Annotated in this window: 24 protein-coding genes; 1 reads left to right on the top strand and 23 read right to left on the bottom strand. The window is 45.7% G+C overall.

From position 1 onward, the window contains the following. Positions 1-57: 57 nt before the first annotated feature. The 13 genes from AC1WMD_RS04460 to zapA form a co-directional block, all read right to left on the bottom strand. On the bottom strand, positions 58-1,245 hold the full coding sequence (locus tag AC1WMD_RS04460; protein WP_494256090.1) for a hypothetical protein: 1,188 nt from the start codon (positions 1,243-1,245) through the stop codon (positions 58-60). A 249-nt stretch (positions 1,246-1,494) separates the two neighbouring features. After that, positions 1,495-1,809 carry a thioredoxin gene (gene trxA / locus AC1WMD_RS04455; RefSeq protein WP_043905694.1) on the bottom strand — a complete coding sequence of 105 codons (315 nt, stop codon included), beginning with the start codon at positions 1,807-1,809 and terminating at the stop codon, positions 1,495-1,497. A gap of 173 nt (positions 1,810-1,982) precedes the next feature. Then, a complete protein-coding gene (locus AC1WMD_RS04450) occupies positions 1,983-2,960 on the bottom strand; it encodes an electron transfer flavoprotein subunit alpha/FixB family protein (RefSeq protein ID WP_043905695.1) in 978 nt (325 codons plus the stop codon). Between the two features lie 29 nt (positions 2,961-2,989). Continuing rightward, positions 2,990-3,763 carry an electron transfer flavoprotein subunit beta/FixA family protein gene (locus tag AC1WMD_RS04445; protein ID WP_043905696.1) on the bottom strand — a complete coding sequence of 258 codons (774 nt, stop codon included), beginning with the start codon at positions 3,761-3,763 and terminating at the stop codon, positions 2,990-2,992. 64 nt (positions 3,764-3,827) lie between these two features. After that, positions 3,828-4,601 (bottom strand): enoyl-CoA hydratase, encoded by a 774-nt coding sequence (locus AC1WMD_RS04440; RefSeq protein WP_494256087.1) that lies wholly within the window; start codon positions 4,599-4,601, stop codon positions 3,828-3,830. Between the two features lie 32 nt (positions 4,602-4,633). Further along, positions 4,634-5,221 carry a fatty acid metabolism transcriptional regulator FadR gene (fadR, locus tag AC1WMD_RS04435; RefSeq protein ID WP_043905698.1) on the bottom strand — a complete coding sequence of 196 codons (588 nt, stop codon included), beginning with the start codon at positions 5,219-5,221 and terminating at the stop codon, positions 4,634-4,636. A gap of 101 nt (positions 5,222-5,322) precedes the next feature. Then, a complete protein-coding gene (locus AC1WMD_RS04430) occupies positions 5,323-6,996 on the bottom strand; it encodes a long-chain-fatty-acid--CoA ligase (protein ID WP_494256085.1) in 1,674 nt (557 codons plus the stop codon). A gap of 114 nt (positions 6,997-7,110) precedes the next feature. Beyond that, a complete protein-coding gene (locus tag AC1WMD_RS04425; RefSeq protein ID WP_494256084.1) occupies positions 7,111-7,275 on the bottom strand; it encodes a hypothetical protein in 165 nt (54 codons plus the stop codon). Positions 7,276-7,291: 16 nt separating this feature from the next. Then, positions 7,292-7,699 carry a DUF350 domain-containing protein gene (locus AC1WMD_RS04420; protein ID WP_494256083.1) on the bottom strand — a complete coding sequence of 136 codons (408 nt, stop codon included), beginning with the start codon at positions 7,697-7,699 and terminating at the stop codon, positions 7,292-7,294. A gap of 15 nt (positions 7,700-7,714) precedes the next feature. Continuing rightward, entirely contained in the window at positions 7,715-10,069 is a 2,355-nt protein-coding gene (locus tag AC1WMD_RS04415; RefSeq protein WP_494256082.1) for an endonuclease MutS2, read from the bottom strand. Positions 10,070-10,093: 24 nt separating this feature from the next. Further along, complete coding sequence (gene polX, locus AC1WMD_RS04410; RefSeq protein ID WP_494256081.1) at positions 10,094-11,821, bottom strand: DNA polymerase/3'-5' exonuclease PolX; 1,728 nt, start codon at positions 11,819-11,821, stop codon at positions 10,094-10,096. Positions 11,822-11,919: 98 nt separating this feature from the next. Further along, positions 11,920-12,459 carry a CvpA family protein gene (locus tag AC1WMD_RS04405; protein ID WP_043905703.1) on the bottom strand — a complete coding sequence of 180 codons (540 nt, stop codon included), beginning with the start codon at positions 12,457-12,459 and terminating at the stop codon, positions 11,920-11,922. Positions 12,460-12,463: 4 nt separating this feature from the next. Then, on the bottom strand, positions 12,464-12,727 hold the full coding sequence (zapA, locus tag AC1WMD_RS04400) for a cell division protein ZapA (protein WP_017435431.1): 264 nt from the start codon (positions 12,725-12,727) through the stop codon (positions 12,464-12,466). Positions 12,728-12,848: 121 nt separating this feature from the next. On the opposite strand from zapA, the gene rnhC reads away from it, so the two are divergent. Continuing rightward, on the top strand, positions 12,849-13,754 hold the full coding sequence (rnhC, locus tag AC1WMD_RS04395; protein WP_494256079.1) for a ribonuclease HIII: 906 nt from the start codon (positions 12,849-12,851) through the stop codon (positions 13,752-13,754). 109 nt (positions 13,755-13,863) lie between these two features. Here rnhC and AC1WMD_RS04390 read toward each other — a convergent pair whose 3' ends face one another. From AC1WMD_RS04390 to pheS, 10 genes are all read right to left on the bottom strand, one after another. After that, the gene (locus AC1WMD_RS04390) at positions 13,864-14,532 is read right to left on the bottom strand and encodes a type 1 glutamine amidotransferase domain-containing protein (protein WP_043905705.1); all 669 of its coding nucleotides are present in this window, start codon (positions 14,530-14,532) and stop codon (positions 13,864-13,866) included. A gap of 106 nt (positions 14,533-14,638) precedes the next feature. Further along, on the bottom strand, positions 14,639-17,770 hold the full coding sequence (locus AC1WMD_RS04385; RefSeq protein ID WP_494256078.1) for an MMPL family transporter: 3,132 nt from the start codon (positions 17,768-17,770) through the stop codon (positions 14,639-14,641). Next, on the bottom strand, positions 17,767-18,219 hold the full coding sequence (locus tag AC1WMD_RS04380) for a MarR family winged helix-turn-helix transcriptional regulator (protein WP_494256076.1): 453 nt from the start codon (positions 18,217-18,219) through the stop codon (positions 17,767-17,769). Before AC1WMD_RS04380 ends, AC1WMD_RS04385 begins: the two co-directional genes overlap by 4 nt. Positions 18,220-18,410: 191 nt before the next feature. Beyond that, a complete protein-coding gene (locus tag AC1WMD_RS04375; RefSeq protein WP_494256075.1) occupies positions 18,411-19,358 on the bottom strand; it encodes an ABC transporter permease in 948 nt (315 codons plus the stop codon). Beyond that, positions 19,351-20,265, bottom strand: a complete 915-nt coding sequence (locus AC1WMD_RS04370; protein WP_494256074.1) for an ABC transporter ATP-binding protein — start codon at positions 20,263-20,265, stop codon at positions 19,351-19,353. Before AC1WMD_RS04370 ends, AC1WMD_RS04375 begins: the two co-directional genes overlap by 8 nt. A gap of 2 nt (positions 20,266-20,267) precedes the next feature. Beyond that, entirely contained in the window at positions 20,268-20,966 is a 699-nt protein-coding gene (locus tag AC1WMD_RS04365) for an ABC transporter ATP-binding protein (RefSeq protein ID WP_494256072.1), read from the bottom strand. Then, entirely contained in the window at positions 20,963-21,343 is a 381-nt protein-coding gene (locus tag AC1WMD_RS04360) for a GntR family transcriptional regulator (protein ID WP_494256071.1), read from the bottom strand. Before AC1WMD_RS04360 ends, AC1WMD_RS04365 begins: the two co-directional genes overlap by 4 nt. Before the next feature lie 5 nt (positions 21,344-21,348). Next, positions 21,349-22,131, bottom strand: coding sequence for a hypothetical protein (locus AC1WMD_RS04355; protein ID WP_494256070.1), 783 nt, complete (start codon positions 22,129-22,131; stop codon positions 21,349-21,351). 234 nt (positions 22,132-22,365) lie between these two features. Then, positions 22,366-24,780 (bottom strand): phenylalanine--tRNA ligase subunit beta, encoded by a 2,415-nt coding sequence (gene pheT / locus AC1WMD_RS04350; protein WP_494256069.1) that lies wholly within the window; start codon positions 24,778-24,780, stop codon positions 22,366-22,368. 16 nt (positions 24,781-24,796) lie between these two features. After that, positions 24,797-25,831, bottom strand: coding sequence for a phenylalanine--tRNA ligase subunit alpha (gene pheS, locus AC1WMD_RS04345; RefSeq protein ID WP_166910652.1), 1,035 nt, complete (start codon positions 25,829-25,831; stop codon positions 24,797-24,799). Between the last annotated feature and the right edge of the window lie 64 nt (positions 25,832-25,895).

Genomic DNA, 25,895 nt, shown 5'->3' with positions numbered 1-25,895 from the left:
TCAAAATCATAAGAAGACAAAAAACCTTGCCAAAGAACAAGGTTTTTTGCCTTATCGTTATTTTGCCTTTTCAATCACAGTGTTTAATGTTGCTTCTAATTGAGAAAGAAGTTTTTCTCCCTCTGCTTTATTTTTCGCTTTTGCCGCCTCAAGGTAGCGCTGCGCTTGATCATGTAATGACGCATAAGCTTGATCGCCTAACAGCGTTTTTAAGTCACTTTCCATCATATTAATAAATAAAGCGCCTTCTAACGCAGTAATCACCGATTTATCTTGTCCCCAGTTTTCTTTACTTTCTTCATATTCATGAAGCGCCACCTTTGCCCAACCGCGGACAAACGCTTTATTGATCGCTGCAGGATCAAGCGTTTTCACATCCGTTTGCAAATCAAATTGTTTTAAAATGTAGTCCGCTTCTTCAGGCGCATGCTTTTTCATATATGGATATACGGATTGATAAAATGCCCATCCTTCCGCTTGTTCGACTTTCGCTTCTTTTTCATCTTGTTTTGCCGCATTTGCTGCCTTTGAAGCGTAGCCGTGCGGAAGCGCGCCTGTCGCTAAATAAAAGGTTTTCATCAGCGTTTTGTCTACGACTTGTTTCCCTAAGGAGAAGGCAAGCAAATCGTCTTTTGCAGCCGCATCTTCAATTTGTACAAACGCCCCATTTATCGCATCGACTAGCTTCGTTCCGTAAGCCGCATCGCGTTTCTCAACAGTCGGTTGCAAGATCGCGTAAAACTGTTTTGCTTCTTCGATTTCTTTCTTCACTTCTTCCTTATTAGCCCAATTTTCCTCTACTTCAGTAAATTCATGCTTGATTGTGGTATAAAATACTTTTTGCATAAGCTTATCAAAGATTTGTTTGACGACCACTGGATCGAGCGAACCATCTTTCCCTGCCGCTAGCGCAGTAGTAATATGCTGGTCAAGCGTATCTTGAAATTCGGCGTCACGCTTTTGTACAAGCGTCTGTAAATTTTCTTCATATAGTTTTGTCACTTTATCAAAGTCAACTTTTTGCCCTTGCTTTGCTTTTTCCAGCTCGACAATCGCCTGTTTAAACACATCGGCATAGTTAATTTCTTCCTTCTCTGTTTCCGCTGGTTTCTCTTCTTTTTGTTCAGCAGCTGTTTGCTCTTTTTTCTCCGTTTTTGTTGTTGCCGTTTCCTCGCTGTTCGAGCAAGCTCCCATCATTACCGCAAACGCTGTAAAAACAGCAAGTAATCTCCATTTCACTGACATTATGTATCCCCCCGACGCTTTTGATTTGATAATGATTTTCATTAACACAAATTGATTATAATAGATAATGATTATCAGAGTCAATCATGTTTTCCATAAAAGAAAAGAGCTTGCCGTTGTTTCGGCAAGCTCTGTTATTGTATTATACTTTGATAAATGAAGGGAAAAACTCATTCCCGGCTTTAATTATCATAAATAAAAAAGAGATTCAGACAATATATTGCCTGAATCTCCTTGAAGAAAAATGAATTATACGTGTTTTTGCAATAGTTGAACAAGCGCTTCTTTCGGTTGATAGCCGATCGTTTTGTCAACAAGCTCTCCGTTTTTGAAAACGAGCAATGTTGGAATGCTCATTACCCCGAATTTCGAAGCTGTTTCTTGGTTTTCATCGACGTTCACTTTGACGATTTTTACTTTGTCGCCCATTTCTTGATCCAATTCTTCAAGAACCGGTGCGATCATGCGGCACGGCCCGCACCAAGGCGCCCAGAAATCGACTAAAGTTACGCCGTCTTTCGTTTCTGCCGCAAACGTTTGATCTGTCGCATTAACAATTGCCATTTTGCATTCCTCCTATTTCGCTTGTAATGCTGTAAGCAAAGTATACCATGTAATGAAATTTGGCGCGAATGTTTTGCTTCGTTTCTAATATTCGCTTTCTGGCAGGAATTATGCCGCCTGGCAGACAGCAGAAAACGAGCAAAGCTGGCTTGCCTTGCCCGTTTCCGCCATGATTATGAATGCACTTTTAATTTTTTAAATTCCTCTGTTAGCAACGGAACCACTTCGAACAAGTCTCCGACAATGCCGTAGTCAGCCACTTTGAAAATGTTTGCTTCCGGGTCTTTGTTAATCGCTACGATCACTTTCGAGTTGGACATCCCTGCTAAGTGCTGGATGGCTCCCGAAATACCGCAGGCGATATAAAGGTCTGGCGTGACGACTTTTCCTGTTTGCCCAATTTGCAGCGAATAATCGCAATATCCCGCGTCGCACGCACCGCGGGACGCACCGACGGCACCGCCTAATACTTCGGCAAGCTCTTGCAGCGGTTTAAATCCTTCGGCACTTTTTACGCCGCGACCGCCGGCAACGATCACTTTTGCTTCGCTCAAATCGACGCCTTCGGCGGTTTTGCGGACGACTTCTTTCACGATTGCGCGCAAATCTTTAATGTCGACGGAAACCGCTTTTACTTCTCCAGAACGGGATTCATCGCGCTCTAGCGGTTGAATGTTGTTTGGACGTACCGTCACAAAGATAATACCGTCTGTAACGATTTTCTTTTCAAATGCTTTTCCGGAATAAATCGGGCGCGTAAAGATAAGATTTCCGCCTGCTTCTTCGAGCGCCACCACGTCAGATACAAGACCGGAGTTTAATTTAATGGCCAATTTTGGCGACAAATCTTTCCCTAATGCGGTATGGCCGAATACGATTCCTTCCGGTTTTTCTTCGTCAATCACTGCTTTCAGCGCTTGAGAATAGCCGTCAGATGTATAATTTTTTAAATTCGGATGCTCTACAACAACGACGCGATCAGCGCCGTGGAAAAGTAACTCATTGGCATGCGATTGGACGCTTTCGCCGACAAGGACGGAAACGACTTCCCCGCCTTGGGCGATCGTTTTTGCCGCAGCAATGGCCTCGAACGATACGTTTCTTAATGATCCGTCACGAACTTCTGCTAATGTCAGTACTTTGCGTGCCATTTTTCAGTCCCCCTACTTTATTGATAAAATCACACTACTTTTGCTTCGGAACGTAACAGCCGGACAAGCTCTTTCACTTGATCAGCAATTTCGCCGTCGAGAATTTTTCCAGCTTCCCGTTTTGGCGGCAAAAATACTTCGATCGTTTTTGTTTTCGCTTCGACATCTTCTTCTTCAAGATCTAAGTCATCCAATTCCAATTCTTCAAGCGGTTTCTTTTTCGCTTTCATAATACCTGGAAGCGATGGATAGCGCGGCTCGTTTAATCCTTGCTGCGCAGTGACCAGCAATGGCAGCGATGTTTCGATAATTTCTTCGTCTCCTTCCACATCGCGGACGACCGTTACTTTATTGCCGTCAATATCTAATTTCGTAATCGTTGTGACATACGGAATGCCAAGCAACTCAGCAACGCGCGGACCGACTTGTCCAGAACCGCCGTCAATCGCTACATTTCCAGCTAAAATCAAATCCGGATTTTTGTCTTTCAAATATTCGGCAAGAACTTTCGCCGTCGTGTATTGGTCTTGTTCTTCGACATCGTCTTCAATATTAATGAGCACCGCTTTATCGCACCCCATCGCAAGCGCCGTGCGCAATTCTTTTTCCGCATCCTCGTTGCCTACCGTCACAACCGTTACTTCGCCGCCATGTTTATCGCGCACTTGAATCGCTTCCTCGATGGCGTATTCATCATACGGGTTAATAATAAATTCTGCCCCTTCTTCGTTGACTCTGCCATCCGCAATCGTAATTTTCTCTTCTGTGTCAAATGTGCGTTTCATTAAGACGAAAATATTCATGTGAGCCCCTCCTTGTTTTGATCAAACATTACTTCAGTTTGAAAGATTCTGTTAATTTTAAACATTATTTTCCTCGAAAGACAGGCGGACGCTTTTCAATAAAAGCTTGTACGCCTTCTTTCGCATCTTCTGTTGTAAACACGTTTCCAAACAGCTCTGCTTCCTCACGCACCGCTTCCTGGAACGGTTTTTCTTTAAAAGAATTTAAAAGCTGCAATGTAGCACGAATGGAAATTGGACTTTTTTGGGCAATTTTTTGCGCCAGTTTTTTCGCTTCCTCCAGCAATTGCTCTTCTGGCACCGCTTTGTTTGCCAAGCCCCACTGCACCGCTTCTGTTCCGGTAATCGGCTCGCTCGTCCACATCATCTCGGCCGCTTTGCCGAAGCCGACGTAGCGAGGAAGCCGCTGTGTCCCGGCAAAACCAGGTATAATGCCTAGCTGTAGCTCTGGCAGGCCGAGTTTGGCGTTTTCCGAAACAATGCGGATATGGCAGCTCATCGCCAGCTCCAGTCCACCGCCCAGTGCTGCGCCATGAATGGCAGCGATCACTGGTTTTGGAAAGCGCTCGATGCGTTCCATCACTTGCTGGCCGTTTTGCGACAGCACTGTCGCTTCATCGCTGGATGCAACGGAAGTAAACTCTTTAATATCCGCTCCTGCGGAGAAAAATCTTCCTTCGCCGTGAAGAAGCACAACACGGACGTTATCATCCGCTTCCAGCTCATCGAGTATGGCTGAAAGCTCTTTCAATACAGCGGATGAAAGAGCGTTTGCCGGAGGACGCGAAAAGGTGACGTCCGCGACAAACTCCTCTTTATGGATGCGAAAATATTCCATCTATCCTCTTCCCCCTTCGAACAAATTGCGTTTTAACGAGAAACTGCGCATCCTTTCGTTAACAATTCACAGACGGGTTTGGCCAAAGCGACGAGATCATACTTTTGCTCGTTCATTACCCATGTCGTTATCGTCTCGTCAATCGTTCCGAAAATCATTTGTCTCGTTAGACGGATATCTAAATCGGGACGAAATTCTCCTTTTTCAATCCCTTCTTTTACAATCCCATCAATAATTCGCAAATATCCTTTCAACACCTCATTAATGCGGTGCCGCAGTTCTTTATTCGATTGACGCAATTCTAGTTGAGTAACGACGGCTAAATGATGATCCGCGGCCAGTGATTCAAAATGTTTTTCCACTAATACGTACAATTTCTCCAAAGGGCTCGAAATTCCTGCTATTTCTTGCTCGATTTTCTCAATAAAAGAGCCCATCTTTTCTTGAAATAGTGATATAAGAATATCTTCTTTATTTTTAAAATAGAGATAGATCGTGCCGTCGGCGACCCCCGCTTGTTTCGCTATTTTCGATACTTGCGCCTGATGGTAGCCATGTTCGGCAATGACGACTACCGCAGCATCGATAATTTGTTTAAATTTTGGTTTATCCCTCCGCAATACTCATTCTCCTTTACGAAAATATGAATGACTATTCATTCATATCTTCATTTTACGGACTGTTGATTTATTTTGTCAAGCTTAAGTTGGACAAGAAGAAGTCATTCTTTTTTTCTTTCTTCTTCGAGCAAGGCGCGGCGTAAAATTTTTCCCACCGCTGTTTTTGGAAGCTCTGCGCGGAATTCGTAAATTCTCGGTACTTTGTATGCCGCCAAACGGCTTCGCATAAATTGATCCAATTCTTCTTCTGTACACTGCTCCCCTTGTTTTAAAACAACAAATGCTTTTACCGTTTCCCCCCGGTATTCATCTGGAACACCCACGACTACCGCTTCCTGCACTTTCGGGTGCTGATATAATACTTCTTCTACCTCACGCGGATAAATGTTGTATCCGCTCGCAATAATCATATCTTTTTTGCGATCGACGATATAAAAATAGCCGCGTTCGTCCATATAGCCGACATCGCCCGTATACAGCCAGCCATCGCGTAACACGTTTTCCGTTTCATGCGGCTGATTCCAGTAGCCTTTCATCACTTGCGGGCCGCGGACAACGAGTTCACCAATTTCATTGACTTTCGCTTCTTCTCCTGTTTCTAAAGAAATAATTTTTGCTTCCGTATCCGGCCATGGCACACCGATGCTTCCTTTTACCCGCTCTCCGTCCCAGACGAAATTGCTGTGGGTAACAGGGGATGCTTCGGTCAGTCCATATCCTTCAATCAGTTTACCGCCCGTCACTTTTTCGAACTTCTCTTGCACTTCAACTGGCAGCGGTGCGGAACCGCTAATGCATACTTTAATGGATGATAAGTCATAACGCGCCAAATCCGGATGATTCAAAAGCGCGATATACATCGTCGGCGCTCCCGGAAACATTGTCGGCCTTAATTTCTCAATCGTTTTTAATGTCGCTTCCACGTCAAACTTTGGCAACAGAATCATTTTATATGCTTGCACAATTGCTAAATTCATAATCGTTGTCATGCCATATACATGGAAAAACGGCAAGATGCCTAAAATCGATTCCGTTCCTTTATCGCAACGATACATCCAATGGACGCACATTAACGTATTGGCGATTAAATTTCGGTGCGTCAGCATCGCCGCTTTCGGCACACCGGTCGTTCCGCCGGTATATTGCAGCAAGGCGACATCCTCCGCTGGATTGATTTTCACATTTGGTTCCGTTATGTCTCGCTGGAGCATAATTTTTGAAAATAAATGCTGGTCGCTCCGCTCTTCCACTTTGACCATCACAGGTTGCTGCTTCCGCTGCATGAGAGGATACAACCATTTTTTCACCGTCGGCAAATAGTCTTTAATGCTTGTGATAATGAGATGTTTCACATTTGTCTTCGCTTTCGCTTTGGCCGCTTTCGGATAAAGCATGTCAAGCGTGATCAGCACCGTCGCACCGCTGTCGTTCAACTGGTATTCCAATTCATGCTCCGTATACAGCGGATTCGTCTGCACGACAATGCCGCCTGCGAACAGCACACCATAATAGCTGATGACCGCCTGCGGACAGTTTGGCAGCATAATCGACACACGGTCGCCTTTTTGCAGGCCGATTTGTTTCAAATAATTCGCTAATGTGAGCGCCTGTTCATATACTTCACGGAACGTAAGCGTTTTCCCAAGAAAATAAATCGCTTCATGCCCGCCAAACCGTGCCGCCGTTTCCCGCAAATAGTCAGGAAGCGTTTTACTCGGATACTCCAAATGATGCGGAATTTCCGGCGGATAATGCATCAGCCATGGTTTTTCCATCCGTATCCCCCCATGCCCGAATTTTTCAGATGATTTATTTTTATTTTATTATACTTTTGTGAATTTTACATCTAAAAAAAGGCATCCCAAAAGTTACCTTTCGGGACGCCCTTTCTATAAAAATAAATAAAGAAGACCGATCAAGACAAAAAAGGCACATAAAATAAACAATATTTTGGACAATGTTTCCATCGTCTTATTTTTCACCGCTAAATATACGATACCGCCAATGAGAAAAATTCCAGCGAAAATAAGCAGTATTCTGACCAATGTCTCCATGCTTTTTTGTCTCCCTTTAGTGAATTCCTTCGCCAATGACAAAAGACAAACCAACGGAAATAACCATGGAAATCAAGCCGACAGCCCGATTATCTTTAGCAATTTCTTCGTCGATGTTAAACTTCGGGGTAAGAAATTCATAAATAAAATATGCGATCAGCAGCAGCAGAAAACCATATACGCCCCAGCCGATCATCGCCAGCAATGAATCATGATGACGAAGGGAATAGCGGAAAATATTGGCGATGCCAAAAATTTTCCCGCCGGTCGCCATCGCTACCGCGACATTTCCCTTTTGGATTTCCTCCCAATTTTTATACTTGGTCACTAGCTCAAACACCGCCAAAAAGACGACGATGCATAAAACAGCGACGCTGAAATTGGCGGCAATTTTTACAATTTCATTTTCCCAAAACGCCTTCATCCCGCTCTCTCCCCGTCATTTCAATTCGACAATCGTTACCCCTGTTCCTCCTTCGTTGGCTTCGCCAAAATGGAAGTTTTTCACAGCACGATGCTTTTTCAAAAACTCCTGCACACCTTTGCGAAGCGCGCCCGTTCCCTTTCCGTGAATAATGGAAACGCGCGGATACCCAGCCAATAGCGCATCATCGATATATTTTTCCAAACGGGCAAGCGCGTCTTCGTACCGTTCGCCGCGCAAATCCAATTCCAAGCCGACGTAATAGTCTTTGCCTTTGACGGTCGCGATCGGCTTTGTTTCTGTTTTCGGAGCGCTGCCGATATATTCTAAGTCTCGTTCATGGATTTTCATTTTTAAAATACCGAGCTGGACTTGCCATTCCTCATCTGATACTTTTTCGACAAGATAGCCTTTTTGATTTAAGCTTGTCACTTTCACTTCGTCGCCCGGCTGAAAGACATGCCTTGCTACTTTTTTGCGTTCCTTTTTCTTCTTCGCCAAAGTCGGCATCGCTTCGACAAGGCGCTTTTTCGCCTCAATCAGTTCATGTTCTTTTATTTCCGCTTGTTTTTCTTTTTGCATGCGGCGAAGCTCCTGAATAATCCGCTCCGCTTCTTGCTGCGAGGCGCGGATGATGTCAGCTGCTTTCTGTTTTGCCTCTTCTATCATCTCGTCCCGCTTTTCTTCAAGCATCTCCCATTTTTGTCTCCATTCGTCGCGCAGTTTTTCCGCTTCCATCCGCGCTTCTTTCGCCCGCTTTTCTTCCTCTTCCGCTTGCTTTTTGCTTTGTTCTAGCGAGGCGATCATGTTTTCCACTTTATTGCTTTCGGCGCTAATATGCGATTTTGCCCGTTCGATAATGCGCTCGTCAAGGCCAAGCCGCTTCGAAATTTCAAAGGCATTGCTCCGCCCCGGGACACCAATCAATAACTTATACGTCGGACGAAGCGTTTCGGTGTCAAATTCAACGCTGGCATTGATAACGCCATCGCGATTGTATCCGTACGCTTTTAATTCCGGATAGTGGGTGGTGGCTACTGTCCGCGCTCCGCGGCCATGCACCTCATCCAAAATGGCGATTGCGAGCGCCGCTCCTTCTTGCGGATCGGTTCCTGCTCCTAGCTCATCAAATAAAACAAGGCTTTTTTCGTCAACGCTGCGCAAAATATCGACAATATTGACCATATGCGAAGAAAACGTGCTTAAGCTTTGTTCAATCGACTGTTCGTCGCCGATATCGGCATAAACCGCGCGAAATACAGCCAGCTCCGAGCCGTCGAGAGCCGGGATAAATAAGCCGGCCTGCGCCATCAACGTCAATAATCCAATCGTTTTTAAGGTAACGGTCTTCCCGCCGGTGTTCGGACCGGTGATGACGATGGTCGTATATTCTTTTCCGAGTTCGATATCATTAGGAACGACAACGGTTTGATCAATGAGCGGGTGGCGCGCCTGCAGCATGCGAATATAGCCGCGGTCGTTCATGGTCGGTTTTGTCGCTTTCAACTGATTGGCGTATTTGGCTTTAGCAAAAATAAAATCGAGCTGCGCCAATACGTTAACCGTTTCAAGCAATACGTCCGCATGATCTGCGACCATCTTTGTCAGTTCGATTAAGATCCGCTCGATTTCCTGCTTTTCTTTCATGCGCGCTTCCCGCAGCTGGTTGTTTAGTTCCACCACCGCTTGCGGCTCGATAAATAACGTCGCTCCGGAAGCTGATTGATCATGGACGATGCCGCCGTAAGCGCCGCGGTATTCCTGTTTCACCGGAATGACGTAGCGGTCGTTGCGAATCGTAATAATCGCATCAGACAGCATTTTTTGCGCCGATGGCGAGCGGATGATGCTTTCTAGTTTTTCCCGAATTCGCGCTTCAGTTGTTCGAAGCTGCTGGCGAATAGAACGCAATCGTTCGCTCGCATGATCCAGCATTTCACCATGATCATCAATACAGCGCTCAATGGCTTGCTGCAGTTCTGGAAGCGCAACAAGTTTTGCCGCATAATCTGCTAAGTGCGGAAACTCTTCTTTCTCTTCATGCAGCGATTCAATAAACTGCTTCAATTGCCGGCTTGCAGAAACGGTGCTCGCAATATCTAAAAGCTCCTGCGGGCTAAGCGTGCCGCCGATTTTCGCCCGCTTGAGGCTTGCGCGGATGTCAAAAATGCCGCCAAGCGGCACGTGTCCGCGCAGACGAAGCGCAGCTACGGCTTCATCTGTTTCTTCTTGCCAGTTTGTAACCTCGGCAAAATGCGAAGAAGGAAACAATTTTTCTACCTTTTCTTTTCCTAATGACGAAGATACGTGTTCTAACAACTGTTCTTTTACTTTATCAAATTCCAATACGTGAAGAACTTTTGTCTGCACTGATGCAAAACCTCCATGCCCATTTTATTTAGTGGAACGTTTTCGCCGTAAAAAATGCCGTAATTCCTCCAGCGTCCATGTGTTGATGACCGTATCTTTGCGAATCCAGCCTTTGCGCGCCGCCGCCACTCCAATTTCCATATCCTCAAGCATGTCCAAATGATGGGCGTCGGTATTAATCGCGATTTTCACGCCGGCGTCTTGCGCTTTTTTCAAATAAATGTACGATAAATCAAGGCGGTTCGGATTCGCGTTTAATTCCAACACGGTATCCGTCTCCCGCGCCAGTTCTATGAGCATATCGATATCGACGTCATATCCGTCCCGTCTACCGATCAGCCGTCCTGTCGGATGGGCGATGACATCAACGTAGCGATTGCGAAGCGCAGCCGTAAGACGCTTCATAATGACATCACGTGGCTGCGAGAAGCTCGAGTGTATCGCCGCAATGACAAAGTCCAGTTCTGCCAATACGTCATCATCGTAATCAAGCGTCCCATCTGGCAAAATATCCATTTCCACGCCAGCCAAAATCGTAAAATCATCGTATTTCGCGTTTAACCGCTCAATTTCTTCGCGCTGCCGCTTCAACCGTTCGACCGTCAGCCCGTTGGCAACCTTTAAATATTGGGAATGGTCGGTAATCGCCATATAGCGGTAGCCTCGCTTCCGGCATGCCTCTGCCATCTCTTCAATGGAACACGCCCCGTCGCTCCAAGCCGAATGCATATGCAAATCCCCTTGGATATGGGAAAGATGAAGAAGCGGATAATCGTCGCGGTAACGGTCGACTTCTGTGCCATCTTCTCTTAACTCCGGCGGAATAAACGGCAATTGAAAATAAGCAAAAAACGCTTGTTCACTCGGAAACGTTTTTACTTCTCCCGCTTTCACATTTTCTACGCCATATTCGCTAATTTTTTCCCCTCGTTCTTTTGCGAGCTGCCGCATGCGCACATTATGTTCTTTCGATCCTGTAAAATGATGAAGCGTCGTGGCGAACTGTTCCGGAGTCACTAAACGAAAATCAACGGCAATGTCATATTCATAGGCAAGCTGCAGTGACACTTTCGTATCCCCGTTGGCGATTACATCGGAAATGTGGTTTAGCTGCAATAGCTGTTCCCGCACGAGCGGCGCGTCATTCGTGGCAATAATAAAATCTAAATCTTTTACCATCTCTTTCATGCGCCGCAAACTGCCGGCACGTGAAAAACGGGTGATGCCTTTCATCGTTTTCAGCTGTTCTTCTATTTCCGTGGCAATCGGCAGCACCACCGCCAGCGGCAGCCGCTCCGGGCGGGCGCCGCTTTCTTCGATCGCCGCTAATAGTTTTTCTTCTGTTTTTTTTCCAAAGCCCTGCAGTTTTTGCACTTTCTGAGCGAGACAAGCTTCTTTCAAGGTGGCAATATCGACAATTCCTAGCTCTTGATACAATTTGGCGATTTTCTTTCCGCCAAGTCCGGGAAGCCGAAGCAGCGTAAGCAGGGTTTCGGGAATTTCCTGTTTTAATTGTTCAAGAACGTTAGACGTCCCCATTTCCAAAAATTCATCAATGACGCTTGCCGTCCCCTTCCCGATTCCCGGAATGGCAGTGAAATCGTCTATTTCGGCAATGCTGCGTTCATCTGCTTCCAATGCGCTTGCCGCTTTACGAAACGCTGCAATTTTAAACGGATTTTCCCCTTTTATTTCCATATATAATGCAATCGTCTCCAACAGACGAATGACATCTTTTTTATTTCCTTTCATTTTATCCCCACCTATCCGTACAATCCACTACGAAACCATGATACAAGTTTTTGTAGAAAAAGTACAAAAAAACTTCCCTATGAGCCATAGAGAAGTGATTATACCATGTAATGCATCCACATTTGTTTCATCATTTCCGATAAAAATGGGGTATGCTTGACAATGGCAGTAGCAAGAAAAGAGCTTTGAAGCTTTGCCTGCCAGCTTTGAATAGGAACTAGTGCACCAATATATAAGACGAGAAACACCAGTAAATATACTTCGACAAATCCTAACGCTCCGCCGGCCCAGCGGTTAATGCTGCGAAGGATCGGCAATTGCGCCACAAAATCGAGCATCGAACCGATAATTTGCATCACAATTTTCGTCGCGAAAAACAAAATGGCAAACGCGATCGCCCGATAGTATGCCTCGTCCAAATGCGTGCTTTCAAACAGCAGTTTGACCGTTTCCGGATCGCCAAACGTCGGATATGGAATCCACAGACGTAGCGGCTGCACCAATTTTTCATAATAAAGATAAGCGACGACAAAAGCGATGATAAAGCCGGTCATATGAATAAATTGGAGAATAAAGCCTCGCTTAAGCCCGATCATAAATCCCGTTAAAAGGATAAAAAGTAAAAGAAGATCGACCATTCCGTTACTCATCCTTTTCTTTATGTAGTTTTTGTAAAAGCCGATCATATTCTTCTTTTAATTTTATATAATCATGAACGATGTTAATCGCTGTTAGTACCGCTAGTTTATTGATATCTAATGTCGGATTTTTCTCGCTAATCTCCCGCATTTTATCGTCGACAATCGACGCCACTAACCGAATATGGCTTGAGCTTTCTGTGCCAACGATCGTATATTGCTGCCCGTATATATCGACTGTCACCCGCGTTTTTTGTTGCTCCGCCAAATGATTTCCCCCATTCTGCAAAATCCTATTGTTTATCATACCATGAATGCTGATATAATGAAAAGATACGACTGCTATGATATGCAAAAGAAAAAACAATGGTGACTAGGAGTGAATGGCCATGGCAAATCACGTCATCACGGCAACAGCAACGATGCTTGAAAAGCTGCGGAATCATTACGCTTCTGATATAACGGGGCATCTCCCTGCAGGTGCTTTGTTCGTTGCCAAACGGTCCGGCTGCACGATTACCGCTTACCGTTCGGGAAAAGTGCTGTTTCAAGGAAAAGAGGCAGAACGGGAAGCAGCGAAATGGATGAAACAATCGGATCAAAAAGAAACACCAGTCTCCCAGCCTCGTTTGGCCGCTGCATCGGCAATCGGCTCTGATGAAGTCGGAACCGGAGATTATTTCGGACCAGTTGTCGTTACCGCCGCATATGTTGCCAAAGACCAAATGGATGCGATCACAGCAATGGGAGTAAAAGATTCGAAACTGTTAACGGATGAAGCCATCCGCCGGCTCGCCCCATCGCTTATGAGCATGATCCCGCACCAGACAGTTATACTGTCCAATCCAATGTATAATGACTGGCAGCGAAGCGGTATGCCGCAAACGAAAATAAAAGCGTTGTTGCATAATGAAGCGATTGGAAAGCTTATGAAACAGCTTTCCCCTATAGAGCCGGAAGCGATTATTATTGACCAATTCATTGAGCGGGACTTATATTTTCGCTACCTCGAAAACGAAACAAATATCGTCCGCGATCGCGTGTATTGCTATCCGAAGGCGGAAACGATTCATGTTGCAGTGGCCGTTGCTTCGATGATCGCCCGCTGCGTATTTTTGCAGGAAATGGAGCGGTTAAGCAAAGAAGTCGGCATGGCATTGCCAAAAGGAGCGGGAGCGCAAGTCGATCAGGCCGCCGCAAAACTTATCCAAACGCATGGACCTGCCATTCTCGAAACGTGCGCGAAGCTTCATTTTGCCAATACAGAAAAAGCAGTGCGAATTGCTAAACAGTAAACATAAAAAGAGGATGGCTCGAAAAGACCGTTGTTAACGCCTTTTGAGTCAGCCTCTCTTCGTTCATACATAGACGAGTAAGCTCGGCATCCGCTGCCGTTTATCATCTTTACTTTCCTTTCTCCTCCAGCGCCTCAACAACCTTTTCCGCCGTGCTTCTACTTGATTGCGGGTTTTGCCCGGTAATCAAATTGTCGTCACGCACGGAGAAGTCCGTCCATTTTTCACCGTGGACGAAATTGGCGCCTCTTAAGCGCAACGTCGATTCAAGTAAAAACGGCATATATTGATCTAATTGCACCTCTCGCTCTTCTTCATCCGTAAACGACGTTACCGTCTTTCCTTTGACAAGCGGCGTCCCGTCCTTATATGTCACATTGACAAGACCAGACGGACCATGGCAAACGGCGCCAATGATTCTTCCATCTTCAGCGAATTGCTGCAAAACGTATTGCAATGTTTCATTATCTGGAAAATCAAACATCGTCCCGTGACCGCCAGGAAGGAAAATCGCGTCAAACCCAGTTGCATCGTCTTTGCTCAAACGGGCAGTATTTTTCAACTCTTCTTCGGCTTTTGCCCAAGCTGGATCTTTTTCCGCAATGCTGCGCGGATCAAGTGGTACTTCCCCGCCTTGAATGCTTGCTACTTTTACGTCATATCCTTTTTCCTTAAACACCAGATACGGAACGGCGAATTCTTCGAGCCAAAGCCCTGTTTTATGATCATCGGTAATGGTCGTATGGTTTGTAACAACCATGAGTACACGCTTTGTCACTCGTTATACCTCCTCTACCCCTTGATTATTTTTATCATAGATTATCTTTTATAAATCAAACAATCAATATGCTCAAAAAAAGGCCAGCCTGCTAAGAGGCTGGTCTTCAGTACATTTGTTTCATAAACGGCCACCAGTTTGCCTTGCCGAACGTTTTGACCATCACAGGAACAAATAGCGGCAATACAACAAGCGCGTATAAAATTAATCCTGTAAGGACAATCGTCGCGATTTGCAATAGCGACAAGACGCCGGACGGATACATTGCCGCGAACGTCCCGCCTAAAATGACAGCAGCGGAAATAATGACCGTTCCCATGTTGCGCATCGCCAAAAGCATTGCTTCCTGCACCGGCTTGTCGCGGTATTCGTTGAAGCGGTCCATCAAGAAAATGCTGTAGTCGATGCCAAGCGCGATTAAAATGACAAACGCGAAAAACGATACCGCCCAGTTCAAACCGGCGTAGCCAAGCCCGTTGACGAAAATCAACTCTGTGACGGCCATGGAGGTGTAGTACGTCAACACAAGCGACAAAATCAAGTACGCCGGCATGATGAACGAACGGAGCAAAATCACTAAAATAAGCGCAATGCCGGCAAGCATCAACACGACGGTGCGGGAATAGTCATTCGACGAAATCGTATGCAAATCGGAATAAATGCTCGTCACTCCGCCAACGGCAACTTTCGCGTTTTCGAGTTTCGTATCTTTGACCGCGCGCGCGACCGCTCGTTTAACATCATCGATTTTATTTAGTGCTGACGTCGAATACGGGTTTTCATCAAAAATCACATCAAATGTCACGACTTTTTTATCTTTGGACATATACGCATCTTGCGCTTTGGCAAATTCCTTGCTTTCTAACACTTGTTTTGGCAAATACCAGCCCGTCATTTCTTTGTTTGGCGCCGCTGAAAGCTCGGATAAATAGCTTTCGGCGGAACCGAGGCCTTTCGATACCTGACGAAGGCCGTCGGCGCTTTGATCAAGCCCTGTAATTAATTGACTCATTTGCCCGTCTAACTGCGAAAATCCCTGCAGCAGCTGTTCTTGCCCAGCATTCACTTCGCTTAATCCATTCGATAATTGCGGCAGGCGCTCGATCACTTGGTGCTGCCCGTTTGCTGCTTTATCCATCCCTTTTTGCAGCTCATCAAGCCCGGCAATCAGTTTCGTCATACCATCCATCAACGCTTTTTGGCCGTTGATAAGCTGCGCAAATGAGCCGTTCGCTTGACGCACCCCAGCGCTTACCTGTTTGAGCGCGGTATTTAATTGCGTAAAACCAGCAGTCATTTGCTGTGATTGTTTTACCAATTCCGCTGCGATCATTTTCGTCCGCTGATACTCTGGATCCTGTTGCAGCTCTGGATGTGTTTGCTCCATATGATTCAACGATGCGCTTACCGAAGATAATTGCTCCGATAAGGCGTTCATGCCGCCTTGCAGCTGTTCATACTGGCTGACGAGCGAAGCGAGACCGGCACCCGTCTTTTCATACCCTTGCAATAGCTGCTCGGCACCCGTTTGCAGCTTTTGCGCATTGTCTCGAATCGTTACCAATCCTTTTTTAATTTCGCCAGCTCCCATCGAACCGCTGCGAATGCCTTGCTCAATTTGCGCCAGCCCTTTTTGCAGATCGCTAACTCCCATTTTGAGCCGTTCCGTTCCTGATGCAAGCTCTTCCATACCGCTTGTCGCCTGCTTTAATTTTGGCGCAGATGCGGAAAGCTGACCACTCGCTTGGCTTAGTCCGGAGCTGATTTTCTCAATCCCTTCTTTTCCTTGGCCAAGACCGTCTTTTAAACTTTTCGCTTGTTCCGTAACAAGCAATTGTTCAATTGGCTCTCCAGTCGGGCGTGTAACGGAACGAACTTTATCCACCCCATCGACTTTTTCGACTTCACGGCTGATTTTTTCGATTAATGCGAAATATTCTTGCGAATTCATCGCTTCATCGTTTTTCATGACGATTTGCGTTGGCATCGCTTCGCCGGGATTAAAGCTTTTCGCTATGATGTTAAACGCTTTGACGGACGCATAGCCGTCACCAATTTCTTCAAGCGAATCAAACGACAAATCCCCGTCATACGTCGCCAATATCGGAACGGTAATGACCGCAACGATGCCTAACGCAATGAGCGGTCTGGCAAACGCAAAACGTCCCGCGGCATCCCACAAGCGGCTTTGTTTATGCTCTAAATTGCCTTTTACCGGCCAAAACAGCTTTGGGCCAAGCACCGCCATAAAAAACGGCACCAACGTCATCAGCGCAACGAGCAGCACCGCGACACCAACCGCGACCGCGGCAGCGGATTGATACAGCTTAAACGTTGATAATCCAATTGCCGCAAACCCGATCATCACCGCGATTCCACTGAACAATACCGTTTTTCCAGCGGTGCGGTACGTAGCGACAATGGCATCCGTGCGGTTTTCATGCTGCGACAGTTCTTCCTTAAACCGGCTTAACAGCAAAATACAATAGTCCGTTCCGATTCCAAACAGCACGGCAACTAAAAAGATTTGCGTAAACGTAGAGAGCGGAAAATTCACTTGATCCACGAGGAAAGCGACAATCGACTGCGACACTAAATACGTCATCCCTACGGTGATAAGCGGAATGAGTGGCGCGACAAACGAACGGAACACGACAAGCAACACCACTAAAATAAACACAACCGTAATGCCTTCCGTCTTTTTCAACCCTTTCTGCGAGCTGACGACAACGTCTTCGTCAATCATCCATCCTCCCGTGTAATAATGTTCGACAGAAATGTCATCCAACGCTTTGTAAAGCGCCTTGCTTATTTCTTTCGCGCTTCTTCCGTTCCGCTCTAGCTTCACGGACGTTAAAATCGTCGTGCCATCCTTGGAAACAAGTTGATCTTTCAATTCTTTTTCTTTAAACGGGGAAATAACTTCGGTAATCCCGAGCTCCTCTTTCTGCGCTTCCAGCTGTTCAACGGCGCGCTCCGCTTCCTTCCAATCGTTGTCCGTCAGCCCTCCTTTGCGGTAAAACACAAGTGCTGTTGACAGTTCGCTTCCTTTGTTCTCCTTCTTTTGCACTTCGTTTAAAATATCGATCGCAAGCGAAGACGAGTAGCCTTTTGGCACGTTAAGCTGCCCTTTCTCGCGGACAAGATCGGCCATGTTTGGCGCCGTCGTCATCAGCACGACAAGAGCGGCAATCCACGCCAACAGCACAAACCACTTTCCTTTGACGATTCCTCTCACGATATCCCCTCCATCTCTTGCAAAATGCAGGCAAGCTTTTCGTATGTTTGAATAAATGCTTCAATTTCCCTCTCCGAAAATTTGGTTATGAACGATTCAACTAATTTATGAATTTTTTCTTCCGTTTCCGTAATCCATTCGTCCCCTCGTTCCGTTAACGTCAAATAAACAACCCTGCGGTCGTTTTGGTCACGCGTGCGCTGAATCAAGCCTTTTTTGACAAGGCGGTTCGTCATCGCCGTAATCGCGCTTTTATTGACGCCAAACATGGACGCAAGCTCGGTTGATGTGCATTTCATTTTCTTTTTTATGTAGCGAAGCAAGTAATATTGGTCGTTTGTCATATCCTCATCAAGCTCGCACTTCACGAGCGCCGCTGCTTTTCTCATCACGATAAAGGAAACAGACAAATATCGTTCTACTAAATCATGAATGTTTCCGAACCGCAAGATATCACTCCTCTTTACAAAAAATAGTTTAATTATTTAACTATTAAACAATGTAACAATCTCCTAGAAAAAAAGTCAACTGAGAAGATTTTCTTTTTTTCCAAAAAACAATGATATAATGAAGGATGTCATCCCTTTGGCAAGAGTGACATCCTTTTTCATTTCATCATTTATTTCAAGAATAAGAAGCATTACGCCGCAATATCGCGCTTCCGGAAAATAAACCATGTAAGTGCGTTAAATATAACAAAATAAATGAGCAGCATCATAATGGAAAATGGCATCGTCATTCCTTCGACAAGCGGCGTTCCATCAATATATTGCGTTAAATCCGTATTGGCAAATAATAAATATTTTGCCCAGTCAAATTTCATGGCAAGAAGCGTCGTAATCTGCGGCCCTACAAAGAGTGCAAAAGTCGCCAGTCCAACCGCAAGCGAGTGATTGCGAAACACCGCGGATATCATAAACGCAAAAGTCGTCATCATGACAAGATCAACACAATTTAAGGCATATACTTGCATGACATGGAGAAGCATGTTTTTCTCAACAACCGTTCCGTTTTGGTACGCTAAATATGGTTCGCTGATGTTTTCGATTCCAAAAACGATCGCGGCGATGACGGACGAGAAAATAAACAACAATAGCAGCATACAAAGCGCAAACAACAGGGCGGCAATGTATTTCGAAAGCAAAATTTTCGTGCGGCTGGCAGGACGAATGAGAAGCAGCTTGATCGTTCCCCACGAGAATTCACTGGCTACGCTTCCTGCCGCCACAATAATCGTAAACAGTGTGATCAGCGCAATAATGTCTGCAGAATTCACCAAATATCCCCAGAACGTATTGGACGCCACAGGTTTTATATTATGCTCTAGACGATACTCATTGATTTTCAACTGCTGTTCGAGATGATTTTTATACATTTTCGGCACCTTTTCCTCAGAAAGCTGGGCTTCCATTTCCTTTATCTCCGAAGCAACCTCGGCCTTCCAGTTTGCTGGTTCTTTATATGTTGCTTTTGTAATCAGCGCTCCCGCTAATGCCGACAAGGCAAGAAGCCCGATCATGAACCATGTGCCAATACGGCGGTAAATTTTCATATTTTCGTTTTGAATTAATGAAAGAATGCTAGACAATTTCGTTCCCTCCCGTCATTTCTAAAAATCTTTCTTCCAACGATTTCGTAAGAACTTGAATGCCATATACTTTGATATTTTCTGACACTAAGGCGGCATTCAAGCTTGGTATTTCCTTATAATCCATGGAAACTTCAATTCCTTGCTTTGCCGGTGTGATGTTCATATGAGGATAGATGTTTTTGATCACGGTTAGCGCCTGTTCCACCGGCTCTACTGTTAGCAGCACTTTTTGAGCTTGTTTGGACAGCTCTTGAACCGATTCAATTCCTACTAATCTTCCATGTTGAATAATCGCAAAGCGGTCGCACATCATTTCCATTTCCGACAGAAGATGGCTTGAAACGATGATCCCCAGCCCTTCTTCTTTCGCCAGCTTGCGCAAGTAATCGCGGATTTCGCGGATACCGGCGGGATCGAGCCCGTTTGTCGGTTCATCCAAAATAAGCAAAGAAGGCCGATGAAGCAATGCTTGCGCCAGCCCTAGACGCTGCCTCATGCCAAGTGAATATGTTTTCACTTTGTCATGAATTCGTTTTTCCAAACCCACTAGTTTAACAACCTCATCGATTCGCTCCTTTGTTACTCCTTTTGCCATTCGCGCATAGTGCAATAAATTTTGGTAACCCGTTAAAAATTTATACATCTCCGGATTTTCCACAATGGCGCCGACATGTTGAATCGCTTTTTCAAAGTCTTTTTGAATACTGATTCCATTAATCAGCACTTCGCCGCTAGTAATTCCCATCAGTCCGACGATCATGCGAATCGTTGTCGTTTTTCCGGCGCCGTTCGGTCCAAGAAACCCAAACACTTCCCCTGGAAATACCTCAAGCGACAAATCATGGATAATCGTTTTCTTGCCAATATCTTTCCTGACATTTTTCAACTGCAAAAGCGGATTCATGGTCATTCCTCTCCCTTATAAATTTTTTTCAGCCGGTTTAATACACTATCGCGGCTTGTTTCTCTTAATTCATCGACGTGGACGCGTTCTGCCACTGTTCCATCACGGAGAAAAATCGCTTCATCGAGCAATGGTTCGACTTCATCGATTTCATGTGTCGTCATCACAATCGTCTGCCGTTCTAGATCGACAAATGAAATAAGTCCCTTGACGATCGATTCGCGCACCATCGGGTCAAGCCCGGACAACGGTTCATCCATCAATAAAATCGGCGCTTCCCGCGCTAACGTAAAAGCGATTTTCGCACGGCCCCGTCCGCCTTTGGACAGCTGTCTTAGCTTTTTATCAGGCTGGATTTCCATAAACTCTAAAATGTCATGCGCTTTTTCTTTTCGGAAATCGCTAAATTGCGAAGCGTAAAACTCCAACATATCCTGAACCGTAAAGCTGTCATAATAGACGTCCAGCTCCGATAAATACGCGACTTTACCACTGATTTTTCTCGTTACCTCCATTCCATCGACTAGCACTTTTCCTTTCGTAGGAAAAACGAGTCCGGCAATCAATTTCAAAAAAGTCGATTTGCCGCTGCCATTTGCACCAAGGACGCCGATGATTTTTCCTTTTTCTAAACTTAGCGATACATCATCTAATGCGATGACATTACCGTATTTTTTTGTGACATGCTCGAATTCAATCATTGTTTCTCTCCATCCTCTCCCCTGCTGAAACCTTTTAGCGAAGCTATAATGTCATTCATCGTAAATCCAAGCTCTGTCATGTTCCGTATAAAATCAGCCACAATATCTCGCTTCAGCTGTTCACGCAACCGTTCGATGACTTCCACATTTTCCGTGACAAACGTTCCTTGACCGCGCCGCGTTTCCACAATCCCCATCCTTTCGAGCTCACTATATGTGCGCTGGATCGTATTCGGGTTTACTCCTGTTTGTACAGCCATCTCCCGCACAGACGGCAATTTATCTCCCGCTTTCCATTCGTTGCGTACAATTTTCTTATTAATTTTTTCCATTATTTGTATATAGATCGGCTTCGTTGTATCAAACTCCTCTGTCACGATGCTTACACCTCAACTTTTCTGTCAATTAACCAAATAGAAGCACAAAATACGAGAACAGCAATAATACCGTAAAAAACAACTACTCCTATTGCTATCGTTTCAATCTTTTCAATCATTGTCCATCCTTCAGTTGTATCGTAATTGAACGCAATCCCCGGCATCGCTACTTTTCCCCATCCCGTTAGCCATTCGTATACGTTTGTTTTCATAAACAACAAAAATAGCCAGCCTAACAGAAAATAAATAAGCGTAACGATCAACCCCGAGAGTTTTGGAAACATTTGTTTACAGATGCGGTAAATCACCCAATAAAACAAACACCAGACCGCCATATGGATAGATAGCAGCACAATAGATAGAACCGCCAGCACACCGGCTTTGATAAAAAGCTCATGATTCCACATCTCCTCATGGAAATATCTTTCTTTTATTTCAAGCGACGCAATGTAGGTAAATAGCGCTGAAACAAACAAGGAAACAAGCAGGCTGCCAAACGCGATGAGCAGTTTGGCGCTTACTAATCGAAATACCGATTGCGAGGTGTGAAGCCATAAATGAAGCCGCTTCGTTTCTGTTTGCAAGCTGAGAGCCATAAATATCAACATATAAAAAGCATGCAGGCATGTAACAATCAATGATGGAAAGAACATCGTTACCGGCTCATCGTATTTTAGAGCCAATAAATATGCCACTATATTAACGGCGATCACGATTCCAACCGTAGTTATTATCCACAGTTTCGAGATGCGCCATTCTTTTTTTAATAAGCCAATCCACGGATTCATTCTTTCCCCTCCAGCAACAGTGAATTAGTGTTCTAGTTACATAGTACACTAGTTCAAAATGAAACGTCAACTAATTTTTTACAGCAACAAGACCCATTTTCGCCTCTTCATTCGTAATACCATACCCGTTTGTTCAAGTATAAAACAGAAACGCTACCTTCGCTGCTACATGAAACTCTCTCTTTACAAAAAACCCCCATCTTATGCTTCCGCATAAAATGGGGGATTCGTTTTTTATCCGCGCAATGTCGCGCCGAATCGCTGTTCCACTGCTTGAATCACTTTTTCGTGAACGGCGGTTACTTCTTCGTCTGTTAATGTGCGTTCCGGATCGTAATAACGAAGCGAGAAGGCGATCGATTTTTTGCCTTCTGGAAGACGGTCACCTTTGTATACATCGAAAATGGATACTTCTTTTAACAGTTTGCCGCCCGCTTCAATAATTGCTTTTTGCAGTTCACCAGCGACGACGTTTTCATCAACAACAAGGGCGATGTCGCGGGTGATCGACGGGAAGCGCGGAATCGGCGAGTAGCGGATATCTTCCACTTCAGCGTTTAACAAGTCGGTCAAGGCAAGTTCAAATACATATGTTTCTTTTAAATCATAGTCTTTTTGCACGACCGGATGGAGCTGACCGACAAACCCGATCGTCTTGCCATCTAGCAAAATATGAGCGGTGCGTCCCGGATGCATATGATCGCGTTTCGCTTGTTTATATTCAATGCGATTCGTTAAACCTAGCAGTTCGAATAATCCGTCTAAAATACCTTTGACCACATAGAAATCGACCGCTTTTTTCTCTCCCTGCCATAAGTGGGCGTGCCATACGCCTGTTACGACTCCGGCGAGACGTTCTTTTTCGTTTGGCAGTTCGTTGTCGCCGTTGGCGAGATATACCGCGCCTGTTTCATAGACGGCAACGTTTTCGACTTGGCGCGCGCGGTTGTAGCTCGCGACTTCCAACAAATGCGGCAGCAAACTTTGGCGCAGAACGCTGCGTTCTTCGCTCATCGGCAGCGCCAGACGGATCGGTTCCGCCGTTTCTAACGCGAACATTGTCGCTTTTTCCTCGCTTGTAAGAGAGTACGTAATCGCTTGGAACAGGCCGACATCTTCTAAATAACGGCGCACTTGCCGGCGTTTTGCTTGATACGGCGTCAGTTTGCCCGGCTTCGCTTCCGCGACTGGCAACGTCGCCGGCAAGCGGTCATAGCCATACAATCTCGCTACTTCTTCAATAATGTCTTCTTCAATAGAAATATCCCGGCGTCGTGACGGCACGGTAATCGTAAACGTTTCTTTATCTTCGGTAAACGCGAATTGCAAGTTTGTTAAAATCGTAGCGACTTCGTCTTTCGTAATCGTCGTGCCGAGCACTCGGTTAATGCGGTCTAGCGTAATTATAATCGTCACTTCTCGTTCTTGTAACGTATTGGCTTCGACAATGCCGCCAACGATTTCGCCACCAGCGTACTTGGCCATTAGCGCGGCTGCGCGATCGAGCGCTTCTTTTGTCCGCGCCGGATCAATGCCTTTTTCAAAGCGCGTGCTTGCTTCACTGCGCAAGCCGTGATCTTTTGACGCTTTGCGGATGACAGGGCTGGTGAAATAAGCCGATTCGATAAACACCGTTGTCGTTTCGTTTCGCACTTCGGAATTCGCGCCGCCCATCACGCCAGCCAACGCCACTGGCTCCGTACCGTTTGTAATCACAAGATGGTCTTCCGTTAACGTGCGTTCCGTATCATCCAACGTGACGATCGTTTCGCCTGCTTTCGCGCGACGCACGACAATTTCTTTTGAACCGAGACGGTCATAGTCAAACGCATGGAGCGGCTGACCGTACTCAAGTAAAATGTAGTTCGTAATATCGACAACGTTATTATGCGGACGGATTCCTGCCGCCATCAGGCGCGTTTGCATCCAAAGCGGCGACGGGCCGATTTTCACGTTTTTCACAATGCGTCCTGCATATAAAGGATTGTCTTCCGGTGCATCGACGCGCACAGAAATATAATCATGGACATTTTCATCATTTTCTTGAAGCTCAATGGTTGGCAATTTCACGTCTCTCCCTAAAATCGCCGCCACTTCATACGCGACGCCAATCATGCTTAAGCAATCGGCGCGGTTTGGCGTAAGTCCGAGCTCTAATACTTCATCGTCTAAATTTAATAATTCCAATGCATCCGCGCCAACCGGAGCGTCGCTTGGAAAAACGAAAATGCCTTCGGCGTATTCTTTCGGCACTAATTTCGATTCAACGCCGAGCTCTTGCAAGGAACAAATCATGCCGTTCGATTCTTCGCCGCGCAGTTTCGCCCGTTTAATTTTCAAATTGCCTGGCAAAACGGCACCTACTTTGGCAACCGCTACTTTTTGTCCTTTAGCAACGTTCGGGGCGCCGCAAATAATTTGTACCGGTTCCCCTTCACCAATATCGACGAGGCATTTGCTTAATTTATCCGCGTTTGGATGTTGCTCGCGCTCAAGCACATGCCCGACGACAACGCCTTTTGCCCCTTTATTTAATACCTCCACGCTTTCGACTTCAATGCCGCTTTTCGTAATGCGGTCGGCTAGTTCTTTTGCGGTGATGCCTGTTAAATCAACATATTCTTGCAGCCATTTATAAGAAACAAACATCGGTCAACCTCCCCTTTTATACACGATGGAATTGTTGTAAGAAACGAATGTCATTTTGATAGAAATGCCGGATATCATCAATGCCGTATTTGAGCATCGCGATGCGCTCCGGTCCCATACCGAACGCGAAACCGGTATATTTTTTCGAATCAAATCCGGCCATTTCCAATACGTTTGGATGGACCATGCCGGCACCTAAAATTTCAATCCAGCCCGTCCCTTTACATACGCTGCAGCCATGTCCGCCGCAATGGAAACAGGAAACATCGACTTCGACCGACGGCTCGGTGAATGGGAAAAAGCTTGGACGGAAACGGATTTCACGATCTTCGCCAAACATTTTGCGGGCAAACTCGCGCAGCGTTCCTTTCAGGTCGCTCATGCGGATGTTTTCATCGACAACAAGCCCTTCGATTTGCGTAAATTGATGCGAGTGGGTCGCGTCATCATTGTCGCGGCGGTACACTTTTCCCGGGCAGATGATTTTCACCGGACCGCGCCCTTGATGTTTTTCCATCGTACGCGCTTGTACTGGTGACGTATGGGTACGAAGCAAAATTTCTTCAGTAATGTAGAACGAATCTTGCATATCGCGCGCCGGATGGCCCTTTGGCAAGTTTAACGCTTCAAAATTGTAGTAGTCTTTCTCGACTTCCGGACCTTCGGCAATCGTATAGCCCATGCCGATGAATAAATCTTCAATTTCTTCAATGACGCGTGTGAGCGGATGGTGATTTCCTCTTCTGACCGGACGACCTGGAAGCGTGACATCAATGGCTTCTGCGGCCAATTTTTTCTCGACTTCCTCTTGTTCGAGTTTCGCTTGCTTTGCTTCTAACGCGCTTTGAATCGCCTGGCGCACTTCGTTGGCGAGCGCGCCTATGACCGGACGCTCTTCTGGCGATAATGACCCCATGCCGCGGAGCACTTCGGTAATCGGGCCTTTTTTGCCAAGATAAGCGACGCGCACCTCATTGAGTGCTTTCAAGTCACTAGCTTGTTCAATTTTTTCTAGCGCTTCTTGTTGAAGCTGCTGCAATCGTTCTTTCATGGAAAACTCCTCCTTTTCTTCACCAAATAAACGAAATGCCTCTTCTACTGCCCATGCTTGATGT

It is taken from the genome of Parageobacillus sp. NEAU-HV-2, from assembly GCF_059115485.1.
Note: the sequence above shows the minus strand (reverse complement) of the source record. Positions and strands in the feature narration are given on the sequence as shown.

What these genes read in the sequence shown, in the direction of transcription:
- AC1WMD_RS04460 (WP_494256090.1), bottom strand. Translation starts at nt 1,245, where the DNA reads ATGTCAGTGAAATGGAGATTACTTGCTGTTTTTACAGCGTTTGCGGTA.
- trxA (WP_043905694.1), bottom strand. Translation starts at nt 1,809, where the DNA reads ATGGCAATTGTTAATGCGACAGATCAAACGTTTGCGGCAGAAACGAAA.
- AC1WMD_RS04450 (WP_043905695.1), bottom strand. Translation starts at nt 2,960, where the DNA reads ATGGCACGCAAAGTACTGACATTAGCAGAAGTTCGTGACGGATCATTA.
- AC1WMD_RS04445 (WP_043905696.1), bottom strand. Translation starts at nt 3,763, where the DNA reads ATGAATATTTTCGTCTTAATGAAACGCACATTTGACACAGAAGAGAAA.
- AC1WMD_RS04440 (WP_494256087.1), bottom strand. Translation starts at nt 4,601, where the DNA reads ATGGAATATTTTCGCATCCATAAAGAGGAGTTTGTCGCGGACGTCACC.
- AC1WMD_RS04430 (WP_494256085.1), bottom strand. Translation starts at nt 6,996, where the DNA reads ATGGAAAAACCATGGCTGATGCATTATCCGCCGGAAATTCCGCATCAT.
- AC1WMD_RS04425 (WP_494256084.1), bottom strand. Translation starts at nt 7,275, where the DNA reads ATGGAGACATTGGTCAGAATACTGCTTATTTTCGCTGGAATTTTTCTC.
- AC1WMD_RS04420 (WP_494256083.1), bottom strand. Translation starts at nt 7,699, where the DNA reads ATGAAGGCGTTTTGGGAAAATGAAATTGTAAAAATTGCCGCCAATTTC.
- polX (WP_494256081.1), bottom strand. Translation starts at nt 11,821, where the DNA reads ATGAAAGGAAATAAAAAAGATGTCATTCGTCTGTTGGAGACGATTGCA.
- AC1WMD_RS04405 (WP_043905703.1), bottom strand. Translation starts at nt 12,459, where the DNA reads ATGGTCGATCTTCTTTTACTTTTTATCCTTTTAACGGGATTTATGATC.
- rnhC (WP_494256079.1), top strand. Translation starts at nt 12,849, where the DNA reads ATGGCAAATCACGTCATCACGGCAACAGCAACGATGCTTGAAAAGCTG.
- AC1WMD_RS04370 (WP_494256074.1), bottom strand. Translation starts at nt 20,265, where the DNA reads ATGAATCCGCTTTTGCAGTTGAAAAATGTCAGGAAAGATATTGGCAAG.
- AC1WMD_RS04365 (WP_494256072.1), bottom strand. Translation starts at nt 20,966, where the DNA reads ATGATTGAATTCGAGCATGTCACAAAAAAATACGGTAATGTCATCGCA.
- AC1WMD_RS04355 (WP_494256070.1), bottom strand. Translation starts at nt 22,131, where the DNA reads ATGAATCCGTGGATTGGCTTATTAAAAAAAGAATGGCGCATCTCGAAA.
- pheT (WP_494256069.1), bottom strand. Translation starts at nt 24,780, where the DNA reads ATGTTTGTTTCTTATAAATGGCTGCAAGAATATGTTGATTTAACAGGC.
- pheS (WP_166910652.1), bottom strand. Translation starts at nt 25,831, where the DNA reads ATGAAAGAACGATTGCAGCAGCTTCAACAAGAAGCGCTAGAAAAAATT.